Here is a 26,831-nt window from a genome sequence, read left to right on the forward strand (position 1 = left end):
GACGGGTACGTGCTGGTGCCGGGACGGGCGACTCAGACCGGGGTGACGCCGTGCCGTCGCCGGGAGAAGTGCCGCTGTTTGCTGCGGGCGGCGCCGAACCGGCGCACCAGTTCGGCACGCAGTTCCTGCGGCTCGACGATCGCGTCGACCACCAGTTCACTGGCGAGCCGGACGATGTCGATGTCCCGCTCGTACTCCTCGCGACGGGCGGCGACGAACGCGGCCCGCTCGGTGTCGTCCTCGATCGCGGCGATCTTGTTGGCGTACACCGCATTGACGGCGGCCTCCGCGCCCATTACCGCGATCTTGGCGGTGGGCAGTGCAATCGTGGCGTCCGGCTCGAAGCCTGGCCCGGCCATGGCGTACAGGCCAGCGCCGTACGCCTTGCGAACCACCACGCAGATCTTGGGTACGGTCGCCTCCGAGACAGCGGTGATCATCTTCGCACCGTGCCGGATGATGCCCTGCTTCTCCACCGCGCTGCCGACCATGAAGCCGGGCACGTCACTGAGGAACAGCAGCGGCACGTTGAACGCGTCGCAGAGCTGCACGAAGCGGGTCGCCTTGTCGGCCGAGTCGACGAAGAGCACCCCACCCTTGAACATCGAGTTGTTGCCGATCACACCGACGACCTCGCCGTGCAGCCGCCCGAAGCCGACGGTCAGTTCCTTGGCCCACAGCGCCTGGATCTCGAAGAAGCTGTCCTCGTCGAGTAGGCCCTTGACGTACCGCCGCATGTCGAACGCCTGGCGCTCGCTCGCCGGCACCAGCGCGGCAAGGTCCACCTTGGCCGACGCTCCGACGGCGGGGGCGGTGGGTGGCTGCTGCGTCCAGTTGCCCGGCAGGTACGACAGGTAACGCTTCACCACGTCGAGCGCCTCGGTCTCGGTCCTGCAGAGGAAGTGCCCCACGCCGGACTCGGCGCAGTGCACCCGTGCCCCACCCATCGCTTCGAGGGTGGTCTTCTCACCGGTGACCATCTCGACCATCCGGTCCGAGCCGAGATACATGCTGGCGTTGCCCTCGACCATGGCGACCACGTCGCAGAACGCCGGAATGTACGCGCCGCCGGCCGCGCTGGGACCGAACAACGCGCAGACCTGGGGAATCGAGCCGGAGGCACGGACCTGGTTCCAGAAGATCTTCCCGGCGCCACGCCGCCCGGGGAACAGGTCGACCTGGTCGGTGATCCGGGCACCCGCCGAGTCGACCAGGTAGACCATCGGTACGCCGGTGTCGTAGGCCCGCTCGATGATCCGAATGATCTTCTCGACGGTACGGGCACCCCAGCTGCCGGCTTTGACCGTGGAATCGTTGGCCATCAGGCAGACCGGCCGGCCGTCGATGGTGGCCGAGCCGGTGACCACACCGTCGGCCGGTAGCCCGTCTGCGAGGGCATTGGCGTAGAGGCCGTCCTCGACGAAGCTGCCCTCGTCGACGAGTAGCGCGATCCGCTCCCGCGCGAACAGCTTGCCCTTGGCCGCGTTCGCCGCGTGGTACTTCTCCGCGCCGCCGGCACGAACTCGTTTGCGCAGCTGCTCCAGCGCCTCACCGTCGAGCGTCATCGCGGCTCCCCACTCCAAGCAACCTGAACGATCGTTAGGCTACCCCACCCCCACCCACCCCCGCACCACCCCGAATCCTCAGCGTCGATCATGAGGTTGGCGGCAGTTTCGAAGATCAACCCTGCCGCCAACATCATGATCAACCGGCTCTGGGTGGGGGGTGAGGTGGGTGGTCAGTGGGAAGTCAGTCGGGTACGGGGGCCGGCGCGGAGGACGCCGGAGGGAAGTGTGCGGGCAGTCAGGTGCTCGGCCAGCTCGGCGACCTCGATCAGGGCGTCCAGATCGATCCCGGTGTCGACACCCATGTCGTGCAGCATGTGCACCGCCTCCTCGGTGGCCAGGTTGCCGCTGGCCCCGGGCGCGTACGGACAGCCACCCAACCCGCCGACACTGGCGTCGAACTCGGTGACGCCGAGTTCCATGGCAGTCAGCAGATTGGCCAACGCGGTCCCGCGGGTGTTGTGGAAGTGCAGCAGCACCGGGACGTCGGCATCGCGGTCGCGTACGGCGGTGAGCAGGTCGCGGACCCGTCGGGGCGTACCCATCCCGGTGGTGTCACCGAACGCCACCCGGTCGGCGCCGTCGCGGACCACCCGGTCCACGATGGCGGCCACCCGCGCCGGATCGATGTCGCCTTCATACGGGCAGCCGAAACTGGTCGCGACGATCACCTCGGCGCGGGCACCGGCACCGTGCAGCAGGTCGACCAACGCGGCGATGTCGTCGAGCGACTCGTCGGTGGAACGGTTGACGTTGCGCCGGTTGTGCGTGTCGCTGGCCGAGACGACCACCTCGATCTCGGTGAAGCCGGCCGCCAGGGCACGCTGCGCGCCGCGCGTGTTCGGCACCAGCGCCGAGTACCGCACCCCGTCCACCCGCTGGGCCCGTCGCCACACCTCGTCGGCGTCGGCCATCTGCGGAACAGCCCGGGGATGCACGAACGACACCGCCTCGATCCGACGCACACCGGTGCCCGAGAGCGCGTCGAGCAGCCGCACCTTGGCGTCGGTCGGGATCGGTGTCTCGTTCTGCAAACCGTCGCGCGGCCCGACCTCACGAATGGACACGTACGTCGGCATCTCCGCCATGCGGTCACCTCGCTGTGACACTCACCTGTCGCTGACAACCCCAGCATGTCACGCGCACCATCGGAGCCGTCGATCCGGCGGTCGGGCCGAATCCGGCGTACCGGTCGGCCCGACCGCCGGATCGACGGTCAGCGCAGGCGGGACACGATCGCGGTGTCGTAATCGCCGGAGAGGAACTCCTGGTTCCCCAGCAGCTCGGCGAAGAACGGCAGATTGTTCTTCGGACCGGCCAGTTCGAAGGCAGCCACCGCCTCACGGGCTCGGAGAATAGCCTCGCTCCGGTCCCGGCCGTGCACGATCAGTTTCGCCATCAAGCTGTCGTAGAACGGGGTGACGGTGTTGCCCTGGACATAACCGGAGTCGACCCGTACTCCCTCGCCGGCCGGCTCCACCCAGGTGCTGATCGTCCCCGGGCCGGGCAGGAACCGCTTCGGATCCTCGGCGTTGACCCGTAGCTCGATGGCGTGACCGCGCGCGGTCACGCCATCCGGGTCGAAGGTCGGTGGCAGGCCGGCAGCAACCCGCAGCTGCTCCTCCACCAGGTCGATGCCGTACACCAGCTCCGTCACCGGGTGCTCGACCTGAAGCCGGGTGTTCATCTCCAGGAAGAAGAACTCGCCGGTGGCCGGATCGAGTAGGCACTCGACAGTACCGGCGTTGCGATAGTCGACCGCCTCGCCCGCGCGCACCGCAGCGGCCAGCAGGCGGGAGCGTAGTTCCGGTGAAACCGCCGGGGAGGGTGACTCCTCCACAAGCTTCTGGTTACGCCGCTGCACCGAGCACTCCCGCTCGCCCAACGCCAGCACCCGACCGTCGGCCAGGCCGAGAATCTGCACCTCGACGTGCCGCACCCGGGGGAAGAAACGTTCCAGCAGCACCGAACCGTCGCCGAACATCCGCTCCGCGAAGACCCGCACCTTGTCGTACTCGGTGCGCAACGCAGCCTCGTCGACGGCCACACCCATACCCATGCCCCCGCCACCGGCGGCAGCCTTCACCATCACCGGGTAGCCGATCTGCTCCGCCGCCGCAACCGCCGCCGCCAGGTCGGCCGCCGGCTCGGTGGTCCCGGCCGCCACCGGCACACCGGCCCCCGCCATCAGGTTCCGCGCATTGATCTTGTCGCCCATCGCGCTTATCGCCTCCGCGCCCGGACCCACCCAGATCAGCCCGCCGGCCTCGACGTCACGGGCGAAATCGGCGTTCTCCGACAGGAAGCCGTAGCCGGGGTGAACTGCCTGCGCGCCGGTCAACCGCGCCGCGGCGAGGATCGCCCCGGTGTTCCGGTAACTCTGTGCCGGGTTGGCCGGCCCGACACAGACAGCCTCGTCGGCCTCGGCGACGAACGGCAGGTCGGCGTCGGCCTCCGAGTGGACCGCGATCGCCCGCACCCCGAGCCGCCGGGCGGTACGGATGATCCGGCGGGCGATCTCGCCCCGGTTGGCGACCAGCAGCGACTCGATCATGCTTCCTCCGCGTCCAGATGGTGGGATCGCGTGCTAGCGAACCACGCCGCCCGAAAGTAAGGAAGGGTGACAGCGAGCCAGATGTGATGGAGCACCGCCAGCAGGACGGATCAGACGGCGTGGATCAGGCGGGCTGCGTGGGAGCGAGCAGCGCGGCAAGCGTTGCGGCGCGCAGCAGCTCGGCCCGACGCCTGTGATCGACCTCGCCACCGAGGAACGGGGTGGAGTTCATCAGGCCGAACGCGGCGTGCGCCAGCACCCGCGCCTCACCGTCGGGCAACCCCGGGTGCAGGGCGGTGAGCACGGTCACCCACTCCTCGACGTAGAGCCGCTGAAGTCGACGGATGTGCCGCCGGGGCTCCTCCGGCAGCCGGTCCAGCTCGTGCAGGTGCAAGGCGATGACAGCCGGGTTGGCGAGTGCGAAGTCGACGTGGAAGTCGATCAGCGACTCCAACGCGGCCCGCGGGTCGCCGGGATGGGCCGCTCGGCGTTGCCGCCCGCCATCGAGCAGACCTTCGCTGACCGGCGTCAACGCGGCGACCAACATCGCCTCCTTGCCGGCGAAGTGATGGTAGAGCGCCGGACCGGTCACCCCGGCAGCCGCGCCGATGTCGTCCATCGACACGCCGTGGTAGCCACGAGCGGCAAAAAGACCCACCGCGATCTCAAGAATCTCGTCTTTGCGGGATCGGCGTCGTCTCGCCCCTGTGGCCCGGCCGGTTGCGTCCCGGGCCTGCTGCTCCACCGTCACCGGGCCAGCGTAGACCCGAGCGTCGTCAGCACGGATCGTGGTTACCCGCCGGTCCGACTGCCGGGAAACGAACCTCACGTCAAACGTCGGCCGAGGCCGCCGAGGGCGCAGCGCGAGTCGGCGCCACACCGGCGGCAACACCGATGTCAGGCGTGGCACAGGTGCGCCCCGCGCAGGTGGCGCGCCCGACCTGGACAGGCACATCGATGCTGCAGCGCCCGTCCAGGTCAGGAGCGGGTCACCTCGGGTCAGGGCCCTGGACGACGGGAGCGCGGACCAGGTTGCCCCACTCGGTCCAGGATCCGTCGTAGTTGCGCACCTTCGGGTAGCCCAGCAGGTGCCGCAGTACAAACCAGGTGTGGCTGGACCGTTCGCCGATCCGGCAGTACGCGATCACGTCGTCCTCCGGCGTCAGCCCGAGCTGGTCGGCGTAGATGCCCCGCAGCTCGTCAGCTGACTTGAAGGTGCCGTCGTCGTTGGCGGCCGACTTCCACGGCTTGCTCACCGCGCCCGGGACGTGACCGCCGCGCAGCGCACCCTCCTGCGGGTAGTCCGGCATGTGCAGCATCTCGCCGGTGTACTCTCCCGGCGACCGCACGTCGACCAACGGCCGGCCGGCGTCGACGTGCGCCGACACCTCCTCACGGAACGCCCGCACCGGCGCGTCGTCGCGCTGCGGGACCGGATAGTCGGCCCGGGACCGGTTCGGCTTGTCACGGGTCAACTCCCGCCCCTCGGCGATCCACTTCTGCCGGCCGCCGTCGAGCAGGCGCACATCCTGGTGACCGAAAAGCGTGAAAACCCAGAGGGCGTACGCGGCCCACCAGTTGAAGTTGTCGCCGTAGAAGACGACCGTGTCGTCCCGGCCGATGCCCTTGGCGGCACACAGCTCGGCGAACCGTTCGGCGTCCAGGTAGTCCCGGGTCACCTGGTCGTTCAGCTCCAGATGCCAGTCGACCTTGACAGCTCCCGGGATGTGACCGCTGTCGTAGAGGAGCACGTCCTCGTCGGACTCGACGACCACGAGACCGTCGTCGCCCAGGTGCTCTGCCAGCCAGTCGGTGGTGACCAGTCGCTGCGGGTCCGCGTACGACTGGAGACGGGGATCGGGATCGTTCGGCACAGACATGGTCCCCAAGGTACGCCGCGCTCCGCCCACCCGAACGTGTTCCCGTCGAGCGGGAAGCATCGGTCTACCCAGCCTCCACCGTCGACGGGAAAACGTGCGGTCAACGCGTCGGGGGTGCAGGTGGGAGCGAGGTGAGGGTGGGACGTTTGGCGGTGCGGGTGTCGCCGGAGGATCGGCCGGTCAGTCGGCGCCTGATCCAGGGAGCCAGGTGTTGACCGGCCCACCGCAGATCGGCGGTGCGGGCGGAAAGCCACGGGGTGGGCGCAGGGTGCGGCGGAACGAGCAGCCACTCCTCGTCGCAACCGACACCGAGCGCGGTCAACACCTGGCCGGCGACGCGGCGGTGCCCGGCCGCAGAAAGGTGCAACCGGTCGGTGCTCCACAGCATCGGGTTCAGGTACGTATCGTCGGCGTGCAGGTCGACCAGGATGGCGCCGTGCCGCTCTGCGGTATCCCCCACAGCCTGGTTGAGCAGGGCGACCCGGGGCGCGATCAGCCGTTGGCCGGGCAGCCGCGACATCACGTCGGCGAACCGGAACAGCAGCACGTCGGCGCCGCTGCTACGCAACCGGCCGACCACCTCGTCGAAGCGGGAGACCAAGGCGTCCGGGTCGAAACTTCGCCGCAGCACATCGTTACCGCCCGCCGCAAAGCTGATCAGATCGGGCTTCATCGCCAGCGCCGCCGGCACCTGCTCGGCCACCACGCCCGGGAAGGTCCGCCCCCGGATCGCCAGATTGGCGTACGCGAAGTCGGGACCGGTGTCGGCGGCGAGCCGGGTAGCCACCAGATCGGCCCAGCCTCGGAAACTGCCGTCCGGGTAGGCGTCGTCCAGGCCCTCCGTGAAGCTGTCCCCGACCGCGACGTAGCTACGCCAGCGCAATGCTCACCCCTCCGCCGTCCGGACAGGGAAGGAACCCTGCCTACCACCGGAAGTTTTGCATCGGCCACCTGGAAGTGGTGCCCCGCGCCGGGGAACGTGGTGTACCTCATCGACGCTCCACGGGCCAGGGGACGCGGCTGAACGGCGTCGCCGGTGGCGAGCCCCACGCGTCGTGGTGGTCGGGCGACGCCTGGCCGACGGGTACGTCGAGCTACGCGACCGGGTGACCGGGGAGTGCACTGAGCTGACCGTGGCGGCCCTGGTCGAGAAACTGTCAGGTGGGGACGTGGTGTAACCGTCAGGTGACGGGGGTACCGCACTGCGATCAGCTCAACTGTCACCCTGGAGGGCTCTCATGACCGGTTACCGGGTCGCGGACGTGATGACCAGGCAGGTGATCTACCTGCCGGCGGAGACCACCCTCGATGAGGCGGCCAGGGTGATGAAGGAGGCCGACATCGGTGACGTCGTGGTCACCGACGGCGCCAACCTGGCCGGCATCCTGACCGACCGCGACATCGTGGTACGCGCCGTGGCGGAGAATGCCAGTGCGAACGCCACCACGATCGGTACGGTCGTCACCCGCGAGGTCGTCATGATCGAACAGTTCTGCACTGCGGGCGAGGCCGCGTCACTGATGCGCGAACGTGGTATTCGGCGCGTCCTCGTCTGCGACAACGAGCGGAAGCTGGTAGGCATCGTCTCCCTCGGTGACCTCGCGATGCAGCTCGACCCCACGTCGGCCCTCAGCGAGATCAGCCAGCACTCACCGACGGTGTAGGGAAGGGCACCTCCCAGACTCCTCCGGTAGAGCAAGGCGCCCACCCAACGCTCGACCCGGCCCACCGGCCGAGCCGGTAGCCTGGCGGGATGCCCGAGATGCCGAGCAAGCTGGCCGAGATCGTCGAGGAGTTCGCCGGAGCACCCCGTGACGTGGTACTGGAGATGCTGCTCGAATTCTCCGACGCCGTGCCGCCGCTGCCCGCCGGGCATCCCGGCAGTGCGGGGATGGAACAGGTCGTGGAGTGTCAGACCCCGTTCTTCCTGCGCGTCGAAGTGACGTCAGAGGGCACCGTCGACACCCTCTTCGACTGTCCGCCCGAAGCACCCACCACCCGGGCGTTCGCCGGCATCCTCGCCGAAGGGCTGGCCGGTGCCACCCCGGAGCAGGTTCTAGCCGTTCCCGACGACCTCTACCAACGGATGGGCCTGACTCAGGCGATCAGCCCGCTCCGGGTACGCGGCGGCACCGCCATCCTCGCCCGACTCAAGCGGCAGGTCCGCGAGCGGACGGGCTGACCCCGCACGACAGTCGTCGATGTTTCACGTGCAACGACATCGAAGTTGATCGACGGTTAGGCCGGCCTGGCAAGGCCCTCCACCACCCGGGCTCCGGGCAGCGCGGCCAGCGCCGCACCCGGCAACGCGAGCTTGCTGTGTCGAACACCCGAACCGACAACCACGTACGGCATGGCCACCACCCGCGTGTCGACCAGGATCGGCCACTGCAACGGCAGCCCGATCGGCGTGATCCCTCCGTACTCCATGCCGGTCAACTCGACCGCGTCGGCCATCGGCGCGAAGCTCGCCTTGCGGACGTCGAGCGCCCGCCGGGCCACCCCGTTCACGTCCGCCCTGGTGGTGGCGAGCACCAGGCAGGCCGCGTACCGGGTCACCCCCTCGCGTTTGCCGGCCACCACCACGCAGTTGGCCGACTCGTCCAACCCGACGGCGTACGCGGCACAGAACTCGGCCGTGTCGGCGAGTTGAGCGTCGATCGGTGCGACAAACACCTCGTCGACGCCCACCGGCGAGTCTGCCGGCCACTGGGCGAGCGCGGCGGCGACCGGCGGCGCCAGCAGATCGGTACGGGTAAGGGCAGGCTCGGTCTTCAGCGTTCCCATCACGCCTGTGATCGTCGCATCCGGTGCGGTCTCCGGGGACGCCGACGGTGCCTGGACGGCGTCCTGGCATCCGACCGGCGGGGCATCGGACACTCAGCCCTCGGTGGTCAGGAAGCCGTGCCGCTCCAGCATCGCCCGGTCCCGGGAGGCAGCCATCTCCTCCGCCCGGACGGCCTGGATGCGTCGCACCTCGACGTCCTCCAGGGCGTGCCGCACCGCGAGTCGGATCACCCCGTAGAGGAAGACGAACCCGCAGACGTACAGGAGGCTGGTGATGACGAACGTGAGCATGGCTCGACGGTAGGGCGGACGTGAACCCGAGCAGGTGCCATCGCGTCGCTGTTCGCTCGTACGTGTCGGACAGGTAGTCGACCCAGGTCCGCCGACCGGCGCTCCGACCCGGAGCAACCCGACGAGCTCACCGGCCGCTGAAACTGGGTGGAAAGCCCTGGTCGTGAGCGCGCCGACGGACACCGGGGCCGACCTACCTCACGCGGACTCCAGCGCCCCCCCAACCCTTTGGCCAGGCCGGACAGGTGCTGGTCGGCCAACAGATGCCCGGCCGTGATGACCAGCGCCAAGGGCCACTCGATCACCTGGAGCGCGGTCAGTACACCGATCCCGGCGTAATACGTGAGCTTGTCCGGCGGCGGAACCGCCACCTCCCCCAGCCACGGCACTTCGACCCGGCGGGTGAACGCCTGCACCGTCTCCCGGGTCCCACTGAGCTGTCGTGTCAACGAACTCATCTCGCCCTCCCCACAGCGATCACGCCCACCACGGATTCCTCCGCCGCAGCCGTCCATGCCCGGCCGAGCCGGAAACTTTTCCCAGCTCCGAGGGGCATAAGGGACGTCCGGCCGGGAAGCCAGGCCGCCGGACACGAACGGTAGGAGGCAAAATGCGGTTTGGCGCCGTCGGAGTACCTCCGGTGGTGGAAGCCGCCTCCCGCCGTGTCGGTGCCACCGCGACCCGACTCGCCCGAGCGGCCGGGCTGACCAGCCGGCGGGTGTGGTCCCGCCCCGGCCGGCACCACATCGAGGTTCACGGCGTCTGCCAGGACGGCGGCGACACCCTCGCCCGCCAGGTCGAGACCGCGCTGCAACGGATGCCCGGAGTCACCTGGGCACGGGTGAACGCGCCATCCGGTCGGGTAGTCGTGGCGGTCGACACACCGGGACCGAAGGTCCGCGAACTGGTCGCCACCATCGCCCGGGTCGAACGCACCTGCCCACACGAACCGGACCCGGAGATCCCACCGCCACACCCACCCGAGGAAGGACCACGGACCCCGCGTACCCTCGGCGCCCTGGCCTCCGACGCGCTCGGCCTGACCATCTCCGCAGCCACCCGGATCCTGCCCGTCACCCCGGTCCCCGGTGAGATCTCCGGTCTGCTCAGCGCCATCGACCTGCACCCGAAGCTGCACACCCTCGCCGGTCTGGGACTACGCCGCGATCCCCGCGCCGATCTGCTCTTCCCCCTCGCCGAGGCAGTGGTGCAAGGCCTCACCGGGGGCTGGACGGGGATAGTGCTCGACGGCGCACAGCGGATCGTGCAGTGGGGCGAAGGGCTGGCCCAGTTGCGGGCCTGGGAGAAAGCCGAACCCCGGCTCACCGGTGAAGCGGACCGTGCCGTCGCCCGTACCTCCGACCAAGAGCGACCCTGCCCGAAACCTGACGGGTCCGTCGAGCGGTACGTCAACCAGATGCTCACCGGCGGCGCTGCCGCCTTCGCGGCGGCGACGCCAGTGGTCGGCCCGAAACGTGCCGCCGCTCTCGGTCTGTCCGCGCTGCCCAAGGCCCCGGGCAGCGGGCGCGAGGGCTACGCGGCCCAACTCGGCCGGATCCTCGCCCGACGCGGCGTCATAGCGATGGACCGCAGCGTGCTCCGGGAACTCGACCGCATCGACACACTGGTCCTGGACGCCCGGATAGTCGGCTCCGAACGAGGTGTCCTCGCCGATCTCGCCCCGCTGCCCGGCGTCGACACCTCCCACGTTGCTGCCCAGGCGTTCACCCTCTTCGAACCGGCCGCGCCGAACGACGTACACCAGCTCGACGGTTGGCGGCTCGGCCCACTGGACCAGCTCGACGTAGGCGACCCCGGTGACACCGACGACAGCCGAAGACTCCGTGAACGTGGCGGCACCCTGCTCGGCTTGGCCCGGGCAGGCGCCCTCGCAGCCGTGCTGCGGGTGGAACCCGAGCCGGCACCCGGCGTAGAAGCCCTACCAGCCGTCGCCCGACAGGCCGGTCTACGACTCGTCGTGGCGGGCGGCGACCCGCTACGGCATGCCTGCGCCGACGCGTTGATGCCCGGCCAGGACCAACTCACCGATACGGTGCGCGCCCTGCAACGGGAGGGTGCGGTGGTGATGCTCGTATCAGGCGACCGCTCCGCGCTCGCCGCCGCGGACTGCGGGCTGGGCTTCGCCGACCCGGTCGATTCACCGCCGTGGGGTGCGCACCTGCTTGTCGGCACCGACCTGCGGGTCGTCGCCCTGATCATCGAAGCGGCCGGGGTAGCCCGGCGGATGGCCGCGCAGAATCTGCGGATCGGCCTGGCCGGCACCGGACTCGGCGCGCTGGGTGCCTTCACCGCCGACCCGGCCCTGCTGCCCGGCCGTACGCTCGCCTCAGTCAACGGCGCGGCGGCGCTGGCCTTCGCCCACGGTGTGTGGCGGGCCGGTCGGCTGAGCGGGGGGACCACTGCACCCGCACCTGCGATCACGGCCTGGCATCTGATGCCAGTGACCACCGTCATCGACCAGCTCGGTACGGGCCACAGCGGGTTGACCGATTTGGAGGCCCAACGGCGGCAGGCCGGCCGTCCAGGTGAGGCCGCCGGACCCGGTGGGCTGCTCCGCGCCTTCGTCGACGAACTCGCCAACCCGCTCACCCCCGTGCTCGCCGCCGGGGCGGTGCTCTCCGCCAGCTTCGGATCGCTTGTCGACGCCGCCCTGGTCGGCGGGGTCGTCGGTGCGTCCGCACTGGTCGGCGCCGTACATCAACGCAACACCGAGAGGTCACTTGCCGAGTTGCTGTCCCGATCCGCAGTGACCGCCCGGGTCCGTCGCGACGGGGTCGAACGGGTGATACCCGCCCACGAACTCGTCCCCGGCGACGTGATCGTGCTCGAATCCGGTGACGCCGTACCCGCCGACTGCCGGGTGTTGACCTCCGTCGGGCTGGAGGCCGACGAGTCCTCACTCACCGGAGAGTCGCTGCCGGTAACCAAGACCAACCAACCGGTGATCGCCGCTGCCGTGGCTGAACGCTCCTCCATGGTCTACGAGGGGACCAGTGTCGCCGCCGGCCGTGGCGATGCCGTGGTCGTGGCCACCGGCACCGACACCGAGGCGGGACGGAGCCTCGCCCTCGCCAGGCAGGCTCCACCGGACAGCGGGGTCGAGGCCCGCCTGGGGCGGCTGACCCGAACAGCGATTCCGCTGGCCGCCGGTTCGGCTGTCGCGGTGGCGGGTGCCGGGCTGCTGCGGGGCGTACCACTTGCCCAGACGGCCGCGACCGCCGCGAACCTGGCCGTCGCGTCGGTGCCGGAAGGGCTGCCGTTCCTGGTCAGCGCCGCGCAACTGGCGGCGGCCCGGCGGCTTGCCGAACACGGCGCGCTGGTCCGCAATCCGCGCACCATCGAGGCACTGGGCAGGGTCGACGTGCTCTGCTTCGACAAAACCGGCACCCTCACCGAAGGGCACCTGATGCTGGCCGGGGTGGGCGACGCCAACTCGTACGCCTCAATCAAACACCTCGACGACCGGCTGCGACGCACCCTGGCGGCGGCGTTGCGTGCCACCCCGGCGGCCGACGACCCTGAGGAACTCTCCATGCAGACCGACCGGGCGGTGCTGCGGGGCGCCCGCTCCGCCGAAGTCACCGAAGAGGACGGGGCACCCGGCTGGCGGGCTGCCGGTGGTCTGCCGTTTGAACCGTCGCGCGGGTACCACGCCAGCGTCGGGCAGACCGACGGCGGATTGCTGCTCAGTGTGAAGGGTGCACCGGAGGCAGTCCTACCCCGCTGTGCCGCGAACCGTGTCGCCGGCCGCGACGAGCCGCTCGACGACGCCGGGCGTGCCGAACTGCACCGGTTGTTGGGCGAGCGGGCTGGTGCCGGGCACCGGATCCTCGCCGTCGCCGAATGCACCGTCACCGACCCGGACCTCACCGACGAGGGCGTACGCGGCATGGTCTTCACAGGCTTCCTGGCCATCGCCGACGGGGTACGCGCCAGCGCTGCGCCGGCCGTCCACCGGATCCGTCAGGCAGGTGTACACACCATCATGATCACTGGTGACCATCCGGCGACCGCCGAGGCGATCGCCGCCACCATCAGCGACGGAGTGGCTCAGCGGGTGGTCACCGCCACCGAACTTGACCAGATCGACGACAACACCCTCGCCGAGCGGCTGGCCGGCACCGATGTGGTCGCCCGCTGCACCCCAGCGCACAAGGTACGCATCATCCAGGCGCTGCAGAAGTGCGGACGTACCGTCGCGATGACCGGTGACGGCGCCAACGACGCCCCTGCCATCCGGTTGGCCGACGTCGGAATCGCCCTCGGTCAACGGGGCACCCCGGCGGCGCGCGCCGCGGCCGACCTGGTCGTCACCGACGACCGGCTGGAAACCATCATCGCCACCCTGGTCGAAGGACGGGCGATGTGGTCCTCGGTACGCCACGCGTTGAGCATCCTCGTCGGCGGCAACCTCGGCGAGATCGCCTTCAGTGTGCTCACTGCCGCCGCCACCGGCCGGGCCGCCCTCAACGGGCGACAACTGCTACTGGTCAACCTGCTCACGGACATGGCGCCTGCGCTGGCCATCGCGGTGCGTCCGCCCAGCGGGGACCACGCCGACGGGCTGCTCCGCGAAGGTCCGGACAGCTCACTGGGCCAGACCATGACCCGGGAGATCGGGTTGCGGGCCGCAGCCACCACCCTCGGTGCGACCACGGGCTGGATGCTCGCCCGTTACACCGGCACCCGTCGACGTGCCGGAACCGTCGCCCTGGTATCCCTGGTCGGCACCCAACTCGGTCAGACGGTACTGGCCGGCGGCACCAGTGCGACGGTGCTCGTCTCCACCGCCGCGTCCTTCGGTGTGCTGGCTGCGGTGGTGCAGACCCCCGGTTTGAGTCAGTTCTTCGGCTGCACCCCGCTGGGACCGGTCGGCTGGACGATCGCCACCGGCTCCGCGCTCGGCGCAACCCTCACCAACGGTGCCCTGACCCGGCTTGTCGCACGATCCCCTCAGGACGAGGGGGATCAGCCCGAGCAGGATCAGCCCGACGATCAGCGCGTCGAAGGCGACCGGGCAGACGACCAGCACGACGAAGGCGAACAGGCGACCGTACCGGCCGACGGCGGACAAGCAGGCGCACACTCGGAGAACACACGGACCGGCGCAGGTTCGCAATGACCCCGGACTTCGACAGTGCGGCTGACGCGATCAGCTGGGCGGACGATGTGACGCTATCCGACTACGCCGCGTGACCATCGACCGGTCTGAAACCTGTCCACCGCGCATGTCCCGGTTCACAGCCCTCAGCCTTACGGCCCGGCCGGCGTGCGATATCCGTCGTCAGGAGGCGGGATGCCAGGTAGCGGCGGCGCGGCGCAGCCGGTCGTTGACGGCCCGACCCACCCCCGTGTCCGGCACCGGCTCCGCGACGATCCCGGTGACCCCGGCGGCGTCAAGGCGGTGCAGTACGTCGAAGAGGCGGGCCGCCGCCTCGGTCAGGTCACCTGAGGCGGAGAGCACCTCCACCGCCGCCCAGTCACCCGCCGGCCGGTCCCGGAACGCGAGGTACCCGCACTCCGCGCCACCGATGCCCGCCGGCTCCGCGCCGGACACCAGCCGCAACGGTGTACGCGGCGCGTAGTGTGCGGCCAGTGTGCCCGGCGCCACCGGTTGCCCCGAACTGCCGGGCCGCACCGCCACCGGGCCGGTCACCTTCTCCAACTCCTCGACCGGCAACGCGCCGAGGCGCAGCACCACCGGATGGTCCCCCCGGGCGTCCACGATCGTCGACTCGATCCCACAGCGGGTCGGCCCGCCGTCGAGCACCATCTCCACAGCTGCTCCCAGCCCGCGCACCACGTGCTCCGCACGGGTCGGACTGAGCTGGCCGAACCGGTTCGCGCTCGGTGCCGCCACCGGTACACCGGCAGCGGCGATCAACCGTCGTGCGTCCTCGTGGTCCGGCACCCGTACCGCCATGCTGTCCAGCCCGGAGGTCACGATCGGTGGAATCCCCTCCGGCCGGTCCACGATCAGCGTCAACGGCCCCGGCCAGAACCGGGTGGCCAATGCGGCCACGGCCGACGACACCGGCCCCACGAGCACCTCCAGGTCCGCCACGTCGGCGAGATGAGTGATCAGCGGATCGAAGCTCGGCCGCTGTTTCGCCTCGAAGATCCGGGCGGCCGCCCGCGCGTCCAGGGCGTTCGCCCCCACCCCGTAGACCGTCTCCGTCGGAAAGGCCACCAACCCACCCGTACGCAGCACGGCAGCCGCCTCGCCGAGGTCACCATCGGCAGGCAAGATGCGAGGAGATCCGATGCTCACGCTCCGACGCTAGCCTGCCGCCAGTTGACCGGCCCACGCTCCCCGGTGCCGAACGTCGCCGCAGCGAGCCCTGGACGTGCCATGACGGGTGATGTCGGCGGTCGTCACGTGGCCGGAGTCAGCGGTGGCCGAGCAACTTTCGTGCCATCGCCGCCGGATCTGCGAGTACAGGCACAGGAAACCCCTCACCCGTTCAAAGATGGTGGCCGGAGGTACCACCATGCGAACCACCCCGCCACCATCCCTGGTGATCCACTAACCCTGACTTCTCCAGGGCGCAGACTCGGACGGCGTCCGGCAACCCGGGCCCTGAGCAGCCAAGGCCGCTGACGTATGCGGCCAAGCAGGCTAAACTAATCGCTTAGCTAAGCGAGGAGGTCGCGCCATGTCGGCTGAGGCCGTGCACTACAACATGCACGATGCCAAGACCCACCTGTCGCGCATCATCGAAAGGGTGGAACACGGCGAGGAGATCATCATCGACCGGGCGGGCACCCCCGTAGCAAAGGTCGTACCGCTGGTCCGACGGGCCAACCGCACCGCCGTCGGTTCCCTCGCCGGCCAACTGGACCTCTCCGGCGACTGGGACTCAACACAGACCAACGCCGAGATCGCCGACGACTTCGGCATCGGCGCATGAACCTGCTGCTGGACACCCACGTCGCGCTCTGGGCAATCACCGGCGACCCGACCCTCGGCACCGAGTTGCTCGACCGACTACGCCACGACCCGGACATCTTCCTCTCCCCGGTCACCCTGTGGGAGATCACCATCAAACAGAGCACCGGGAAACTCGCCGGACCCCCTGACCTTGCAGAGCGGGTAAGAGACATGGGCTTCCAGGAACTCCCGGTGACCCACGCCCACGCCATCACCGCCGGCCGCCTGCCATCACATCACCGCGACCCCTTCGACCGCATGCTGGTGGCGCAGGCAATCACCGAAGGGCTGACCCTCGCCTCCCGCGACGCGTCGATAGCGCTGTACGACGTGGACGTCCTCAAGGTGTGATCGGGCAGCTCGGTCCACGCCCGATACCCGCGAAAGGCCCAGGCCCCACTCGCCACAGGCCGCCCACCCATTCCGAGCGGCACCGGCTACCAACCCCGGCGCAAGCCCCTGGGCGGGCCTGCAACTTCGCGGGTCTTCGCCCCTCCGTCTGGGTATGCGGTTCGGTGGGTCGGAGGTACCACCAGGCGAACAGCCCCGCGACGATCGCCGGTGACCCGCTTCCCCTCAGGATGGCCGCCCCAAGGGCATCAGGCCGACACCACGATCCGTGCGACTGCGGGAGCGTTCGCCGAGCCGACGCTCCGCAGCCTCGACGCCATCGACCTGGCCATCGCCCACGTGCTGCCCGGTGAGTCCGGCACGGCACTGATACAGAGTTCGGCCACTCGTGCGGCAGCGAGGCCACTACATCGGCCGACCTGCCTGCGTCTCCGCGACCTTGCACCCATCCCATCACCGTGTACGGGTTGAGCGGTTCATCGGTCGGCGAGCCCGGCGATCCACCACCTCAAGGGAACTCTTGGCCACGCGCTCGGTAGGCGCGCTGCCGACATGCCTGTGAGCAGTACTTACGCGGGCGTCCGGAAGCGGACCGCTGCACTGCGTTGCCACAGAGCCGGCATGTTACGTCACGCTTTTCGTAACGACGATGCTGGATCAGGGCTTCGATGCCGTCGAGCACGGTTCGCAGGCCGAACTCGAAGGAATCCTCCGGCTCGTCGAAGCCGCCCGCCTCCCAGAGCGACGAGAGCGTCGGATAGCCATCGAGTCGGGCGTAGAGCGCGTCGCGGGCACCCCACCAGTCCTGCTCCGAGACGCCGCTGCGCTGCTCGGTGTTCGCCACCTCGACCAGGCGTGTGGCCTCGGCATCGACGAACCGACTGACGAGGCCGACGACGGCGATGGTTTCAGCGGGCGCGAGGCCGGCGTCGGCGACTGCGCTGAGCAGATCTTCGTAGTGGGCCACACCGTTGGGGCCCGGTATACGCCGCGTGCCGCGCACCTGGGTCAGCCAGGGATGCCGCCGACGTAGCTCCCAGCCCGCACGAGCCAGTGCCGCCAACCGATCCCGCCACCCGCCGGCGGTCGGCACGGCGTCGGCAACCTGTCCGAGGACGGCGTCACACATGAGGTCCACGAGCTGGTCCCGGCCGGGCACGTGGCGATAGAGGGACATGCTGGTGAATCCGAGCCGCGCACCGACCTTGCGCATGGACAGCCCTTCGAGCCCGTCGGCGTCGGCCACGGCGACGGCCGCCCGCACGATGCGGTCCACGGTCAACCCGGGTCGCGGCGGCACCGGTTCCCCGGGTCGCCACAGCAGCTCGATCGCGTGGTCGGAGTCGCCCATCTCCGCGGTCGCCATTCGCATCCTCCCGCAACGCCTGACGCTGTTTACACTATAAACTTCGAGAGAAAGGGGGTACGTCATGGTGGAATTCATCGTCGCCCCATCGGGAGACGACGCCTCCGCAGGCACCGCGAAGCGACCGTTCGCCACGATGAGCCGGGCCCGAGACGCGGCCAGGCAGGTGGACGGTGACGTCGTGGTCCTGCTCCGAGCGGGCACCCACGTGCCGACCGAGCCGCTGGCGCTCACCGCGGCTGACTCCGGCATCACCTTTCAAGCGTACGGATATGGCACCGACGGTCAGGAGAAGGTCATCATCAGCGGTGGCCGCGAGGTCACCGGTTGGCGCGTCACGGACGACGTCTGGCTGGCGGAGGTGGGGGAGCTGAACGCTCGTCAACTGCACGTCGATGGCCGCAGAGCCGAACGCGCCGGCATCGACCGCCTGCCCGGCGAGGTGACGACAACCTCCACCGGGTACGTCGTGGACTCACTGGCCTGGCAGAGTCCAGCCGACGTCGAGTTCGTCTACCGGGGGGTGTACCCCTGGGCCGAGGCCCGCTGCCCGGTCGCCACGGTGACGGGCGACGGGCCCGTCAGGATCACCATGGCTCAACCCGCCTTCGCCTGGGCCAACGACCTTTACAACTCCTCGTACGAAGGGCACACCTCCCACGGACCGGGCTTGCCGACTCGGCTGGAGAACGACGCCTCGTTCCTCACCGAGCCCGGCACCTTCGTCCTGGACCGCTCCCGGGTCGGCCGCCACCTCCTGCGCTACCTGCCCCGGGAGGGCGAGCATCCACAGCACACGGCTGCGGTCGTCCCGGTCCTCGAAACGCTGCTGGTGGCCAGCGGTACGGCCGAGGTCAACCTCCGCGGCTTGACGTTCGCCGATGCGACATGGCTGCGGCCCGGCGACCAGCGGGGATTCCTGCACTACCACGGCAACGGCTTCTATGAAGGCGGCCCGATCAATAAGATCACGTTCGGCGACGGCGCGTGGGTCATGGTCCCGGCCGAATCGTCGCTCATTCCGGCCTGCCTCCAGTTCGACGACTGCGCCCGCGTGGAGATCGAAGGGTGCCGGTTCACCCGGCTGGGCGCGGCCGGTGTCGGGTTCTCGCGCGGTTCCAATCTGGCGGTGCGAGGCTGCGGCTTCGACACCCTGTCAGCCTCGGCGATCACCGTAACCGACGCCAGCACGGTCCTGATCGCGGACAACCGAGTCCACCACGTCGGACTGGAATACTCCGGTTCTCCCGGCATCTCCATCATGGGAACCCACGGCTGCACCGTCGCGCACAACGAAATCACCGACGTGCCGCACTGTGGCATCGTCGCCGGCACCGGCGAGGGCACCCGCATCCTGCACAACCACACCGCGCGCACAATGGGTGTGCTGGCGGACGGAGGAGGTGTCTACCTCTCTGGATCACAGGGCACCTCGGCCGAGAACGGCGCGGTGGTCGGCGGCAATCTCATAGTCGATACGCGTACGCCGTACAACTTCGGGCTGTATACCGACTACGGCGCGGCGTGGGTCACCGTCGAGGAGAACGTCGTGCTCCGCGCGGACAACACCGCGGTCCTGACCGTCTCGCCACCGCTGGAGCATGTCGTCTACCGCAACAACTACTGGGATGCCGATCCGGTGGGCGCCGCTGACCCACCTGCCGGGGTGACCTACGAAGGCAACGCCACTCTCCCCGACGAGGACGAACTGAACGCCGCGACGGCAACCCTCCAGGCGAAGGCCGGACCACGAAGGACGTCACCATGAGGCGGGAGGGACGCCAGCGCTAGCTATGCTGGCCCCAGCCGCACGAACCCGCTTGTCGAGGGTCAAGGGTCAGAGCCCCTCGGCCTGCGGCTTCGCCACAACAGCGGCGGGTCGCCGGACTTGACCAGGGGGCGCTACAAACGGTAGGCGTTGCGCCGATGGCGGATCGAGTGGATCTCCACGACTCGTTTTGCCTCGTTGATCCGGTAGATGATCCGGTAGGTGCCACGCCGAGCGGAGTGAAAACCGTCGAAAGGTTCGTCGAGAGGCTTGCCTACCCGATACGGGTTGATCGCGATCGCCCGCTGGATGGTTTCCGTTGCCGCGATCGCCACCTCCAACGGCAGGTCCTCGTGCAGGTTGCGGCGAGCCTGCCGGGAGAACATCACCGTGTACGGGCTGAGCGGCTCGTTGGTGTGATCGTCCACCCGCTTGCCGCCTCGAGGCATCAGTCCGCCCTGCTTCGACGCCGCTCCAACTCGGCACGCACCTCGTCCATCGAGAACGTGTCGCCAGCTGCGAAGTCCTCCCGTGACTGGCGCAGGTCTACGAGGGCTTCGTCGTCGGACAGCAGGTCGAGCGTCTCTCGCATCGACTCATACTCGGCCACCGAGATCAGCATCACGTCGGCGCGGCCGTTGCGGGTGATCGTGAAGTGGTCGTGCTCCCGTGCGACCCGGTCGGCGAGTTCGGCGATCCGAGCTTTGGCTTCGGTGATGGGGATGGTCTCCATGACGACCACAATAGCGACCGGTCATAATTATGACCAAGTGAAGTTCGTATCGCGGCTCAGCCCCTGCCCGCTCATTGGGCTCCGGTACCTGCACGGCGCTGACATCCACGAGATCATCCAGCGCGTGGTTCCCGCCAGGGGACGAGGTCGAAACCTGCCTCGCCCAAGCCCTCGAACTCCTTCGGCACCAAGCACACGACGTCTACGATCTGGCCGCACATGGCGGCGCTACGGGATCCGGTCGCCGGACCCGCCCCGGTGTGAGGGGGATCGGGTCCAGGGCGTGGTAGCACGACCAGAGTATCGGCCTTGAACTGCGGCTTTGCGGCTCGCGAACCTCTCCGTTTGGGTATCCGTTTCGGTGGGCCGGAGGTACCACCATGCGAACCGCACCGCCACGATCGCCGGCGATCCGCTGACCCTGAGTTTGCCCGGCTCGCGGACCTCAGGGCGTGCGCGATGAGTCCGAGACGACCCGCCGGACCGCCGGCCAGTCGCCATGGCCTGGAACTCGTCGACCTCCCTGGTCGGCGAACAGACAGCCCGGATCACGCCAGGAGCTAGAACCGTAGAACATTTAGTTCTACACTCGTGTCCATGGAACGCATCGGTGTCCGGGAGTTGAACCAGAACACGAGCCAGGTGTTGGCTCGGGTGAGTGGCGGCGAGACCGTCGAGATCACCGACCGCGGACACCCGATCGCCCGACTTGTTCCGGTAGGCGACGACAGGTCGATACTGGCCAAGTTGGTAGCGGCAGGGCGAGCCGTCGCCCCCACCGGCCGCGGCTCTGTGCCACTTCCACCGAAGCTCGGTGACGAAAAGGTGGACGTGGCCGCCTCGCTCGCTGCGATGCGTGACGAGGAGCGCTGGTGATCTATCTCGATTCGGCTGCCGTCGTCAAGCTGGTTCGGCAGGAGATGTGCAGTGCCGACCTTGTCTCCTGGCTCAACACGCACGACGACATACCGCTGGTCTCGTCCGCTCTCGTCGAGGTGGAAGTACCCAGAGCGCTGCGCCGATCAGCCCCGCAAGCGTTGATCGGAGTGCCGGCCGCCGTCGGACGGCTGTTCCGACTGGAGATCGACAGCACGATCCGTGCGACCGCAGCCGCGTTCGCCGAGCCGACGCTTCGCAGCCTCGACGCCATCCACCTGGCCACCGCCCAGGTGCTGACCAACGAGTCCGGCACAGCACTCACCGCCTTCGTCACCTACGACCGGCGGCTGCTTGAATGCGCCAAGGAAGCAGGACTACCTGTAGCAAGCCCCGGTCAGAACTGATCCACAAACCCAGCACCCTGGTGCAAGGTCCGGCCGCCGTCCGGCAGCGCGACCACGACATCGGCCGTGGCCTGCGTTTCCGCGACCTTGCACCCCTCCGTTTGGGTATCCGTTTCGGTGGGCCGGAGGTACCACCATGCGAACCACTACGCCACGATCGCCGGTGACCCGCTACAGCTGACTCTGCCCAGCTCACGAGGGTCCGGTGGTGCCCGATGAGCCCGACCCGCCCGTCCAACCGCCGGTGTGGTTCGCCGATGCGGAAATGATCAACCCGTTCCAGCTCCTTCTCGATCTTCATGACCATGCCGTCGCTCGGACGCCGGAATCCGGACGCGTTGCCGCACTGACGGAGCTGGCGTTGTCCGCTGCAGTGGTGTCCTGGTGGACTCGCTGGCATCCCCGCCGCGCTCGGCGACCAGCCGGACCAGCGTGCGGAACTGGGCGGGCTGCAACCCCGGCACACGGAAAGATCCACTCCGGGCGGGCTGCCGTGATCACCTGCACCCGGGCATACTGTCGCATCGTCCTTAACAGGCAGACGCCAGGGTTACGAGACGTCTATTAGCTTGATTTTTAGCCTGTGCGGCGTGGGCGGGGACTGCTCGAGGTCTTCGGTTTCTTCCTTGCGTTCGCGCTGATGTGCACGTCGTGTCGTTAAGCGGGTTGCTTGTTCGGTCGGCCTGGTGGTCGCCCTGGGCCTGGTCGGGAGGGTTTCGGCGCGCTGGCCAGGCAGGCGGTCTTCGCGCGGAGGTGCCGGAACCCTCGGCGGACGCGGGCGGGTGAGAGGCGTTCGGGCGGTGTTGGTTTCTCCCAGGGGCGGCGCAGGTCACCGGTGAGGCCGCGTGCCAGGCGCAGCTGCGCGTAGACGGCCAGAATGAGCCAGGTCCACCGGTCGGCGGCTTGTGGGGTGCGGATCTTCGGGCAGGTCCAGCCGAGGGTCTGTTTGAGCAGCCGGAAGGTGTGCTCAATGTCGAAGCGGCGCAGGAACGCCTGCCAGAGCCGATCGACGTCGGCGGGTGTGGCATCCGTCTCGGACCACCACAGCCACACCGGCTTCGGGATCGCGCCGCTGGGCAGGTGATTCACCTCCAGCCGGATCACGGTGCCTTCGATGAGCGGGAGGTCGCCGGTCTGGTCGATCCAGGCGTTGCGGTGCGTCAGCCGGGGATGCAGCCGGTCCCAGCTGCGGGCGGTGGCAGCGCCGTAGAGGCGGGTGTCGGTCACCGTGGTCACCTCGGGCGTGCCCAGCTCGCGGGGTCACCGAAGATGAACTCGCCGCCATGGCGAGGTGGTCGACCGTTCGTGCCCGGCCGTCGGGGCGGGGCCGCGCGGCGCAGCACTCGATCGGAGCGCATCCGGCCCAGCACCTGCACCGGCAGGTCGCGCAGCAGGTATGCCAATCGGGGCGTGTCGTAGCCGGCGTCGGCGACGACCAGGATGTGGGGATCACCGGTGCGCCACTGCCCAGCGGCGCCGGCGGTGGCGTTGCTGCTGGTTGTATAGATGCTGACCAGAGCGCAACCGGCCTCGGGCAACGACCATCGAGCTCCAGACACCGCCGGGCCGCCTGCCTCTGACGCTGCGTCTGCGCCACCACCGAAGTCGCTTCCGTTGAAAGTCGTGACCGGGGCGAACGAGGCGCAGCTGGTTGGGGCCGCCGACGGTCCAGCGACAAGCCAGGTGTCGGTGCCCCTCCGGCGAAACGGGCAACGCAAGCGGATGACGGGACGCGCCGAGCGGACGGCAGACGTTGTAGCCCGGCTGCGGGCCGAACGTCCCCAGGCCAGCCTGGCGGAGCTGGCTGTGGCCGCCGGCGTGTCCGAACGTCACGTCCGGCGCCTTGCGGCGGACAGGCTTGAGGACGCGACAACCAGCAGATGGCTCTTCTTGGAGTTCCTAACAAATGATCCTGGGTGATCATCGGTCTCGGCGTCTACCGCGTCGACTTCCTCGCCGCCGGACTTCCCGCCACCGCCTGGCAGCGAATGTCTGCCGGCCGGGGCGCGAAAGGCCACCGCTACTACGACTGGGCCTTCATCGCCCTGCCCCACCCCACCGACGCTTACGGCGGGCACCACTGGCTGCTGATGCGCCGCAGCCACCGCACTGGTGGGCTGGCCTTCTACCGCTGCTGGTCACCGCAGGTCGTTGCGCTCGGCACTCTCGTCGCGGTCGCCGGCCGCCGCTGGAAGATCGAGGAATCATTCCAGGCCGCGAAGACCGGCCTCGGCCTCGACCCGCACCAACACCGCCGCTGGACCTCCTGGCACCGCTGGAGCACCCTGGCGATCCTCGCCACGCGTTCCTCGCCGCCGCGACCGCCGGCCACCGCAACCGCTACCAGCCGGTCGGGCTGATCCCTCTGACCATCAACGAGCTACACCCCCTGTTCCACACCCGATCATCGAACCCGCCCGCCGCCACTGCCACCCGCTACTCTGGTCAATCCGCCGGCGCCGCCACCAAGCCGGAGCCATGACCAACCACTACACCCGACAAGCCCTTGTCGAGCCGTGATCACGATCCCCGGCTGGAGTATTAACCGCAAACGCGATAGCCGGGCTCACCTCTGATCGGCGTCACCGCCCACCGAAAGGCCAGCATGCATAATAACGAGTCCAGCCAGCAGCGCAAGAATAGCCAGCACTATGAATGCTTCCTTCAGTCCTTCATTCAGGCCGAATCCCAGTAGTGCAAGCCCACCGATGGTGGCTATAAATGCCCCCAGCCGCGTCGCGTTGTCCACCCTAAGTCTTCCTCTCGAATTCCGACCTGAAGCCGTCTCCACACCTACTTGCATTCCCGGTTAGCGCGAAAGCCTGGGTTAGCGCAATGTGCCCCCTGTACTTGTAATCCCCCAGAGAGGCGCGCGGGAATACCGCCTTCCAATCGCTCGCCCAGCGAGGACTTACGACCGTGTCTTCGTTATTTGCGAGTATGCAAACCGGTCCTCCGCTTTTGGAACCTGACCGCCATTGTGCATTGACTGTCGGATTTCCGTCACACTGACTTGCTAACGCATTGAAAAATGCGCCCACGGAGGCGCGGTCGGCATTTCGTCTGCCGGACCATCCCGTGTAACTGGAGCATATGCCAGCGACGTAGGCTCCTAGCTTGGGTGAAATTTCATTGGAATCAAACCTTTGCACTAATTGGTCAGCCAAACGGCCGATTGTGTTCCAGTCATGCTCGGCGATGTCGGGGAATCTCCCAAGAGTGGGCCATAACCAGCGCCCATTCGCCTCCAGATCATACGCTGCAGCTACCACCGCAAGCCCCACGTCTCCATTCTGCACTCGCTCGGCCCTGCCCTCAACCTGCCGAGGCATCGCCTTGGCGATCGCGGACTGAACAATGTCCGAACCCCGCTTAGAGCAATCTAGGCGCGCCCGCTTACATTCGGATGCGAAACTGGAGTCCAGAGCTGCCTTCAGAACTTGCAAGCGATCGTCCATGACCGTAGCGCCGGACGTGTTGGGAGGGGCGATAGGAGCGTGCAGTATTAACCACGCGGCCGGCGACAGATCGAATGCGGCAACGGCAGGCAACGCCCCGAAGGACTGACCAACGATGCCGACTAGCTCCTTCTTTTCGACTTCAAGAACTGCGGCCAAGGATGCCTTGTATTCGTCCTTAGTCCACATCCTGTACGAGCAGTCTTCAAGAGCAGGAGGGGCGAACTCGCCGACCATTCCCGCCGCGAGCCCTCCGACAAAACCGACGAGGCTCTGTCGGCAGTCACCCCCCGGGGGCTCGGCAGTCCACGGCTCTCGGAGCAGCAGCACATCATGCTTCATGATCTCCGACGGCAAGCCGAGTGTGTCCGCTCCACTTCTCGTAAATAGGTCGACACCCGGCCCTCCCAATTCAACCAAAACGAGCCCTTCAACCTGGGAGCCCGCCGATATAACCGCATATTCAACAGCCCTTTTCGAGCCGGTCAGGGCTGTCGCGCAACGGACAAATTCGGCGTCACACAACCGAGCGTCGAAGCTTGGCACTGACGTAGCGCTAGGAGGAACTACTTTCTGTCCTGGCCCATTGAGATCAGCGCCAATAACGGCAGCCAAGAGGGCCCCGGCGAGCAGCGTGGAAACGACAGCGATCCACCGAAATGGGGAAAGCCCCCCGACGCGACCAGCGCGTCGGGGGACAACCGCTAAATCTTTGTTCATAGATCGGATCAGTTTCTCCCGCTAGCAGGAAGCGTTGCTGTTCGTGGATGCGCAGGACTCGGTGTTCTCGTAGAATCCGCTGTAGAACGATACGCGCTGGAAGTCGTTCGCGTAAAAGCTCCCGCCCTGAGTGCGAGCAGCAATCCAGTTGAAGGCACCCTCGCGAGTGGCGCTCGGCTTCGCGGTAACGCCGGACCCCCAGTTGAAGCTCATGTCACCAGGCGACGAGTTCGCTATCGAGACGCTGTAGTTGTCGCAATCCAGGAAAGAAATGCCGGCGGATGCACCAAGGTAGCTGACGCTCAGATTCAGTGGCGTCGAGTTGCAGTCGCCTTTCCGTGAACCAGTGGCAGGTGCCCAGTCCACCCAGTGATGCAATGGAGTGGAGGTTGATGCATACGACTTGATGCCGAAGCTGGAAACACCATAGTTGGGACCGGAGATGTCGTAAGGCGTGACTCGGGCCTTGCGCTGATACGCCCAATAGTCGTAGGAGCCGTCGCTCTCTCCCGTCATCTTCGACTTCGACCAGGTCGCCAGCATCTCACCAACCCGGGCTTTTACGATGTACTGACCGCTGCCCTGAAGGGCGAAAGAAGCGAAGCCTGGGCCGTCAGGAAGCACGACGGGAGATTCGTCGAATGCTACTGTTCCTTTGACGCTTGCCTCCAGCACATCCTGGTAGCGCCCGTCCGGGCTGCGCTTGACATCCTCCCCGAGGGTCACCTCGTCAATCCGGTAATCCCTCGGTACAACGATCTCGACATCCTTGAAGGTCGAGTCGTCCGACCGTTCCAGCTTGAGATAGTCGACGTACTCGGAGTCGTAGTACAGCCCGTCTGATGCTGCACGCGCAAGGAACTGCTGGCGCAGGCCGGCGCCCTGCCTCCGGTCGCTCCTTGCCTCCTGATATTCGGCGCCGATCGTCCGTTTGACGTTTGGCGTCGTGTTCATCTTGAAGGTGACGGATGACTTGACCTTGACGTGTGGATCGCTGTCTCCAGCGGAAGCCGATCCAGAAGCCGGATAAGCGACGATGCCGAGAGCGGCAACCGTAGCGAACACAGCGGACCGATAGCCGGAGCGCCGCAGCCGCGTTACCATACTTCTTGTCCTCATGCTG

Annotated in this window: 23 protein-coding genes and 4 pseudogenes; 10 read left to right on the top strand and 17 right to left on the bottom strand. The window is 68.1% G+C overall.

The genetic code is table 11. The annotated features are described in order from the left end of the window. Window positions 1–32: 32 nt before the first annotated feature. The 6 genes from HCA58_RS06270 to HCA58_RS06295 form a co-directional block, all read right to left on the bottom strand. Complete coding sequence (locus HCA58_RS06270) at window positions 33–1,565, bottom strand: acyl-CoA carboxylase subunit beta (protein ID WP_169596807.1); 1,533 nt, start codon at window positions 1,563–1,565, stop codon at window positions 33–35. A gap of 173 nt (window positions 1,566–1,738) precedes the next feature. After that, the gene (locus HCA58_RS06275) at window positions 1,739–2,653 is read right to left on the bottom strand and encodes a hydroxymethylglutaryl-CoA lyase (RefSeq protein ID WP_169596808.1); all 915 of its coding nucleotides are present in this window, start codon (window positions 2,651–2,653) and stop codon (window positions 1,739–1,741) included. 128 nt (window positions 2,654–2,781) lie between these two features. After that, window positions 2,782–4,119: a biotin carboxylase N-terminal domain-containing protein gene (locus tag HCA58_RS06280; RefSeq protein WP_169596809.1), complete on the bottom strand. Its 1,338-nt coding sequence runs from the start codon at window positions 4,117–4,119 to the stop codon at window positions 2,782–2,784. Window positions 4,120–4,243: 124 nt separating this feature from the next. Next, window positions 4,244–4,870, bottom strand: a complete 627-nt coding sequence (locus HCA58_RS06285; RefSeq protein ID WP_169596810.1) for a TetR/AcrR family transcriptional regulator — start codon at window positions 4,868–4,870, stop codon at window positions 4,244–4,246. Window positions 4,871–5,108: 238 nt separating this feature from the next. After that, window positions 5,109–5,999, bottom strand: coding sequence for a sulfurtransferase (locus HCA58_RS06290; RefSeq protein ID WP_169596811.1), 891 nt, complete (start codon window positions 5,997–5,999; stop codon window positions 5,109–5,111). Between the two features lie 100 nt (window positions 6,000–6,099). Next, window positions 6,100–6,882 carry an SGNH/GDSL hydrolase family protein gene (locus HCA58_RS06295; RefSeq protein ID WP_169596812.1) on the bottom strand — a complete coding sequence of 261 codons (783 nt, stop codon included), beginning with the start codon at window positions 6,880–6,882 and terminating at the stop codon, window positions 6,100–6,102. A gap of 172 nt (window positions 6,883–7,054) precedes the next feature. Between HCA58_RS06295 and HCA58_RS23815 the strand changes: the two genes are divergently transcribed. The 3 genes from HCA58_RS23815 to HCA58_RS06305 all read left to right on the top strand — a co-directional run bounded on the left by HCA58_RS23815 (window position 7,055) and on the right by HCA58_RS06305 (window position 8,181). Beyond that, window positions 7,055–7,177: a hypothetical protein gene (locus tag HCA58_RS23815; RefSeq protein WP_277351210.1), complete on the top strand. Its 123-nt coding sequence runs from the start codon at window positions 7,055–7,057 to the stop codon at window positions 7,175–7,177. A 60-nt stretch (window positions 7,178–7,237) separates the two neighbouring features. Next, window positions 7,238–7,663: a CBS domain-containing protein gene (locus HCA58_RS06300; protein ID WP_169596813.1), complete on the top strand. Its 426-nt coding sequence runs from the start codon at window positions 7,238–7,240 to the stop codon at window positions 7,661–7,663. A gap of 89 nt (window positions 7,664–7,752) precedes the next feature. Then, window positions 7,753–8,181 carry a SufE family protein gene (locus HCA58_RS06305; RefSeq protein ID WP_169596814.1) on the top strand — a complete coding sequence of 143 codons (429 nt, stop codon included), beginning with the start codon at window positions 7,753–7,755 and terminating at the stop codon, window positions 8,179–8,181. Window positions 8,182–8,237: 56 nt separating this feature from the next. Here the strand turns inward: HCA58_RS06305 and HCA58_RS06310 are convergent, their stop codons facing one another. From HCA58_RS06310 to HCA58_RS23365, 3 genes and pseudogenes are all read right to left on the bottom strand, one after another. Beyond that, window positions 8,238–8,786 carry a YbaK/EbsC family protein gene (locus HCA58_RS06310; protein WP_169596988.1) on the bottom strand — a complete coding sequence of 183 codons (549 nt, stop codon included), beginning with the start codon at window positions 8,784–8,786 and terminating at the stop codon, window positions 8,238–8,240. 93 nt (window positions 8,787–8,879) lie between these two features. Next, a complete protein-coding gene (locus HCA58_RS06315) occupies window positions 8,880–9,077 on the bottom strand; it encodes a hypothetical protein (protein WP_169596815.1) in 198 nt (65 codons plus the stop codon). Between the two features lie 218 nt (window positions 9,078–9,295). Further along, a pseudogene (locus HCA58_RS23365) lies at window positions 9,296–9,592 on the bottom strand (hypothetical protein); the annotation flags it as partial. A 95-nt stretch (window positions 9,593–9,687) separates the two neighbouring features. Between HCA58_RS23365 and HCA58_RS06325 the strand changes: the two are divergent. Further along, window positions 9,688–14,220 (top strand): cation-translocating P-type ATPase, encoded by a 4,533-nt coding sequence (locus HCA58_RS06325; protein ID WP_169596816.1) that lies wholly within the window; start codon window positions 9,688–9,690, stop codon window positions 14,218–14,220. Between the two features lie 162 nt (window positions 14,221–14,382). On the opposite strand, the gene HCA58_RS06330 is transcribed toward HCA58_RS06325, so the two are convergent. Beyond that, window positions 14,383–15,345 (bottom strand): L-threonylcarbamoyladenylate synthase, encoded by a 963-nt coding sequence (locus HCA58_RS06330; RefSeq protein WP_169596989.1) that lies wholly within the window; start codon window positions 15,343–15,345, stop codon window positions 14,383–14,385. Window positions 15,346–15,754: 409 nt separating this feature from the next. Here HCA58_RS06330 and HCA58_RS06335 point away from each other — a divergent pair, with 409 nt between their 5' ends. Beyond that, window positions 15,755–16,009: a type II toxin-antitoxin system prevent-host-death family antitoxin gene (locus tag HCA58_RS06335; protein ID WP_169596817.1), complete on the top strand. Its 255-nt coding sequence runs from the start codon at window positions 15,755–15,757 to the stop codon at window positions 16,007–16,009. Beyond that, a complete protein-coding gene (locus tag HCA58_RS06340; protein WP_018789214.1) occupies window positions 16,006–16,380 on the top strand; it encodes a type II toxin-antitoxin system VapC family toxin in 375 nt (124 codons plus the stop codon). Before HCA58_RS06335 ends, HCA58_RS06340 begins: the two co-directional genes overlap by 4 nt. Window positions 16,381–16,888: 508 nt before the next feature. Here the strand turns inward: HCA58_RS06340 and HCA58_RS06345 are convergent. Continuing rightward, on the bottom strand, window positions 16,889–17,746 hold the full coding sequence (locus tag HCA58_RS06345; RefSeq protein ID WP_240955572.1) for a TetR/AcrR family transcriptional regulator C-terminal domain-containing protein: 858 nt from the start codon (window positions 17,744–17,746) through the stop codon (window positions 16,889–16,891). A gap of 64 nt (window positions 17,747–17,810) precedes the next feature. Here HCA58_RS06345 and HCA58_RS06350 point away from each other — a divergent pair, with 64 nt between their 5' ends. Continuing rightward, a complete protein-coding gene (locus tag HCA58_RS06350; RefSeq protein WP_169596818.1) occupies window positions 17,811–19,514 on the top strand; it encodes a right-handed parallel beta-helix repeat-containing protein in 1,704 nt (567 codons plus the stop codon). Window positions 19,515–19,648: 134 nt separating this feature from the next. Here HCA58_RS06350 and HCA58_RS06355 read toward each other — a convergent pair whose 3' ends face one another. Beyond that, on the bottom strand, window positions 19,649–19,942 hold the full coding sequence (locus tag HCA58_RS06355; RefSeq protein WP_169596991.1) for a type II toxin-antitoxin system RelE/ParE family toxin: 294 nt from the start codon (window positions 19,940–19,942) through the stop codon (window positions 19,649–19,651). A 20-nt stretch (window positions 19,943–19,962) separates the two neighbouring features. Further along, entirely contained in the window at window positions 19,963–20,247 is a 285-nt protein-coding gene (locus HCA58_RS06360; protein WP_169596819.1) for a type II toxin-antitoxin system Phd/YefM family antitoxin, read from the bottom strand. Window positions 20,248–20,844: 597 nt separating this feature from the next. Between HCA58_RS06360 and HCA58_RS06365 the strand changes: the two genes are divergently transcribed. Continuing rightward, on the top strand, window positions 20,845–21,123 hold the full coding sequence (locus HCA58_RS06365) for a type II toxin-antitoxin system prevent-host-death family antitoxin (protein ID WP_169596820.1): 279 nt from the start codon (window positions 20,845–20,847) through the stop codon (window positions 21,121–21,123). Further along, entirely contained in the window at window positions 21,120–21,530 is a 411-nt protein-coding gene (locus HCA58_RS06370; protein WP_169596821.1) for a type II toxin-antitoxin system VapC family toxin, read from the top strand. The genes HCA58_RS06365 and HCA58_RS06370 overlap by 4 nt, the downstream gene beginning before the upstream one ends. A gap of 398 nt (window positions 21,531–21,928) precedes the next feature. Here the strand turns inward: HCA58_RS06370 and HCA58_RS23980 are convergent. Both HCA58_RS23980 and HCA58_RS23110 read right to left on the bottom strand, forming a co-directional pair. Then, window positions 21,929–22,037, bottom strand: a pseudogene (locus tag HCA58_RS23980) (IS5/IS1182 family transposase); the annotation flags it as partial. Window positions 22,038–22,190: 153 nt separating this feature from the next. Beyond that, window positions 22,191–23,005, bottom strand: a pseudogene (locus tag HCA58_RS23110) (transposase); the annotation flags it as partial. A 450-nt stretch (window positions 23,006–23,455) separates the two neighbouring features. Between HCA58_RS23110 and HCA58_RS06385 the strand changes: the two are divergent. Further along, window positions 23,456–24,050: pseudogene (locus tag HCA58_RS06385) on the top strand (IS701 family transposase); the annotation flags it as partial. Window positions 24,051–24,096: 46 nt separating this feature from the next. Here HCA58_RS06385 and HCA58_RS06390 read toward each other — a convergent pair. Both HCA58_RS06390 and HCA58_RS06395 read right to left on the bottom strand, forming a co-directional pair. Further along, window positions 24,097–24,279, bottom strand: a complete 183-nt coding sequence (locus tag HCA58_RS06390; RefSeq protein ID WP_169596822.1) for a hypothetical protein — start codon at window positions 24,277–24,279, stop codon at window positions 24,097–24,099. Between the two features lie 1,450 nt (window positions 24,280–25,729). Beyond that, window positions 25,730–26,812: a hypothetical protein gene (locus tag HCA58_RS06395; RefSeq protein ID WP_169596823.1), complete on the bottom strand. Its 1,083-nt coding sequence runs from the start codon at window positions 26,810–26,812 to the stop codon at window positions 25,730–25,732. Window positions 26,813–26,831: the final 19 nt, after the last annotated feature.

It is taken from the genome of Micromonospora sp. HNM0581 (assembly GCF_012726175.1).
Classification (GTDB): Bacteria; Actinomycetota; Actinomycetes; order Mycobacteriales; family Micromonosporaceae; genus Micromonospora.

Coding starts and splice junctions, on each gene's coding strand:
- HCA58_RS06270 (WP_169596807.1), bottom strand. CDS start 1,565: ATGACGCTCGACGGTGAGGCGCTGGAGCAGCTGCGCAAACGAGTTCGT.
- HCA58_RS06275 (WP_169596808.1), bottom strand. CDS start 2,653: ATGGCGGAGATGCCGACGTACGTGTCCATTCGTGAGGTCGGGCCGCGC.
- HCA58_RS06280 (WP_169596809.1), bottom strand. CDS start 4,119: ATGATCGAGTCGCTGCTGGTCGCCAACCGGGGCGAGATCGCCCGCCGG.
- HCA58_RS06290 (WP_169596811.1), bottom strand. CDS start 5,999: ATGTCTGTGCCGAACGATCCCGATCCCCGTCTCCAGTCGTACGCGGAC.
- HCA58_RS06300 (WP_169596813.1), top strand. CDS start 7,238: ATGACCGGTTACCGGGTCGCGGACGTGATGACCAGGCAGGTGATCTAC.
- HCA58_RS06305 (WP_169596814.1), top strand. CDS start 7,753: ATGCCCGAGATGCCGAGCAAGCTGGCCGAGATCGTCGAGGAGTTCGCC.
- HCA58_RS06310 (WP_169596988.1), bottom strand. CDS start 8,786: ATGGGAACGCTGAAGACCGAGCCTGCCCTTACCCGTACCGATCTGCTG.
- HCA58_RS06315 (WP_169596815.1), bottom strand. CDS start 9,077: ATGCTCACGTTCGTCATCACCAGCCTCCTGTACGTCTGCGGGTTCGTC.
- HCA58_RS06325 (WP_169596816.1), top strand. CDS start 9,688: ATGCGGTTTGGCGCCGTCGGAGTACCTCCGGTGGTGGAAGCCGCCTCC.
- HCA58_RS06335 (WP_169596817.1), top strand. CDS start 15,755: ATGTCGGCTGAGGCCGTGCACTACAACATGCACGATGCCAAGACCCAC.
- HCA58_RS06340 (WP_018789214.1), top strand. CDS start 16,006: ATGAACCTGCTGCTGGACACCCACGTCGCGCTCTGGGCAATCACCGGC.
- HCA58_RS06345 (WP_240955572.1), bottom strand. CDS start 17,746: ATGGCGACCGCGGAGATGGGCGACTCCGACCACGCGATCGAGCTGCTG.
- HCA58_RS06350 (WP_169596818.1), top strand. CDS start 17,811: ATGGTGGAATTCATCGTCGCCCCATCGGGAGACGACGCCTCCGCAGGC.
- HCA58_RS06360 (WP_169596819.1), bottom strand. CDS start 20,247: ATGGAGACCATCCCCATCACCGAAGCCAAAGCTCGGATCGCCGAACTC.
- HCA58_RS06365 (WP_169596820.1), top strand. CDS start 20,845: ATGGAACGCATCGGTGTCCGGGAGTTGAACCAGAACACGAGCCAGGTG.
- HCA58_RS06395 (WP_169596823.1), bottom strand. CDS start 26,812: ATGGTAACGCGGCTGCGGCGCTCCGGCTATCGGTCCGCTGTGTTCGCT.